Origin of the sequence: Massilia pseudoviolaceinigra (assembly GCF_030846505.1) — a bacterium.
In the GTDB taxonomy this organism is placed as follows: Bacteria; Pseudomonadota; Gammaproteobacteria; order Burkholderiales; family Burkholderiaceae_D; genus Telluria_A; species Telluria_A violaceinigra.
Window position 1 is genome coordinate 1 of the sequence record NZ_JAVCWL010000079.1, and the last position, 2,201, is coordinate 2,201.

At 59.3% G+C, this 2,201-nt stretch carries 2 protein-coding genes; both read right to left on the reverse strand.

All coding sequences use genetic code 11. The features are described from left to right. On the reverse strand, positions 1 to 1,839 hold a 1,839-nt coding region (locus RBA40_RS33040), incomplete at its 3' end, for a phospholipase effector Tle1 domain-containing protein (RefSeq protein ID WP_306653111.1). Next, positions 1,839 to 2,201, reverse strand: a 363-nt coding sequence (locus RBA40_RS33045) for a hypothetical protein (RefSeq protein WP_306653113.1), incomplete at its 5' end; no start/stop codon positions are given. The genes RBA40_RS33040 and RBA40_RS33045, both read right to left, overlap by 1 nt.

Consider the following 2,201-nt stretch of genomic DNA (forward strand, 5'->3'; position numbering starts at 1 on the left):
ATAGGCGCCATCGCGGTTGTCCGGGGCACGGCCGGCGACCGGCACGCGCTGCAGTGTGCCGTCCATGACGGGCGGCTCTTTCAATTCCAGGCCGGCCGCCTTGATTGCCTTGGCAAACTCGGCTTTTCCATCCGTCGCCGGGGCCGGCACAGCGCTAGCGACGGCGTCGCGCGGCGGCTCTGGCTTGGCCGGTGCTGGCTCGGCTGCACGGTTGGTGGCCTCGCGCGGTGGTTCGGACTTGACCGGTGCCGGCTCGGGTGCCCGGTTCGCGGCCTCACGCTGTGGCTCGGGCTTGGCCGGTGCCGGCTCGGCTGCACGGTTGGTGGCGTCGCGCGGTGGCTCTGGCTTGGCCGGTGCCGGCTCGGCGGCACGGTTGGTGGCCTCGCGCGGTGGTTCGGACTTGACCGGTGCCGGCTCGGGTGCCCGGTTCGCGGTCTCGCGCTGTGGCTCGGGCTTGGCAGTTGCCGGCTCGGCTGCACGGTTGGTGGCCTCGCGCGGTGGCTCGGATTTGGCCGGTGCCGGTTCGGGTGCACGGTTCGCGGCGTCACGCGGTGCCTCGGACTTGACTTGTGCCGGTTCAGGTGCCCGATCGGCGGTGCCGCGTGAAATGGCGGCAGGATCAGGGCGGACCGGGACGCCTTCCTGCGCGCTTCTGGTCTCAGGCTTGTCTTGAGCAGGCCCCGTCTGTGGCGCTGGCGTGACGTCGGATTTACCCTTGATCGGGTACTGTTCCCGCAGAACAGGGTCTACAGCTTCCCGAGTGGGAAGATTGATAACACCGCGCTCTTCCACTTTCTTGTATATTATTTTATGCTGGGTGGAGTCATGAATGACGCTGTGGTCTGGATCGGTGGAAATGTCAACCTTGCGGATCGCGTCATGGCCCAGCACTTTGTTGTAAAAGTTTGTCGCCAGATTGAAAGCGCGGTCCGACAGCGCCTTCAACTTGTATCCGCCGCCAACATCGCTATGCGCGCCCGGCACTGTTACCGCTAAAAACCGGCCATCGTCGGACACGCCCTGTTCGATATTGTTTGTAACTGGAAAAGCACTGCGTTTCTCGTCGGCGGCATTGATCTGCATTCCGGTGACAACCGAGGGCGGCAGATGGCGGTCATGGAGATTAGGCATACCTGTGCCGACCGGATCGTAGAGCACAACGGATTGTGGAATGCTGCCAGGCGCACGCAATGGCGGCTTAGCTTCCGGCTCAGGCAAACCGCTGTCCTTTCCCAGGCCCTTATGGACTGCACCTAACGCGCGCGAAATACTACCTTCCTTAGGGATGGTGGTATCCATCTCTATCGATGCCGTTATTCCGCGTTCGTGCACCATCCGGGAGAACCCGGCGGCTTGCTCCGCGCCACGGCTAAAGCCAGTCGACATGAGGCTGATCTTAGCGTTCGGATCCTCTTTCAGCCATTTTGCGGATTGCTTTTGAAATGCCTCATACATCTTCTCCATGCGCGCTTCGTACGTATAGCCGGTGGCGCCGTCGAGCGTGCGGGTAAGGGGGTTTTTCTGCGTCCCCGGGCCCTCTAAATATTGACCTTGAATCGATGGGTTTTCCTCACTCACACGGCGGAGTTGTTCCTTTAACATGCCGATATTGGTAGGATTATCCGGGTCGTTAGCAAGACTATTGCCCGTTCCGTCGAACATTGCTACAAAGATGCGCGCATGCGGGTCAGCGCTGTTATAGAGCTGGGGCACCTCTAGCTGGCTGATTTTTTCGTCGGCTTTGGCATATTGACCCAATTGCTCGTCGGTTGCACGAACGACATCGACTGTATCGATCGACCCGACCTTAGGGGTATTCCCGTATCCGTCAATTGCCATTACAAGGTCCGGGAATAGACAAGGGTATAGGTATCGGCGTGGTCTGCTTCCCGGCTGGCAGGATCGAGAGGACGCACTAGCAAGGTGGCGGCTAAGTAAATGTTTATCGTTCGATCATCGAATTCAACGATGACAACCGGCTCTCCCAGAAATGGTCTTTGGGGAAAGACTCGCTCCGGAAATTCATAGCTAACACGAGGATCAGGAATTTCTTTGTTGAGGTCGACAGTGTGGCTTAACTCGGAACCGTCGCGCGCACGCCACGTCATTTCCATTGGCGAGGCGAATGTCTTAAAGGAGCCTGATAATATGCCAGGTACTTTGTTAATGTCCTTCGGCAATTTTTCCGGGCCGGTCCATGT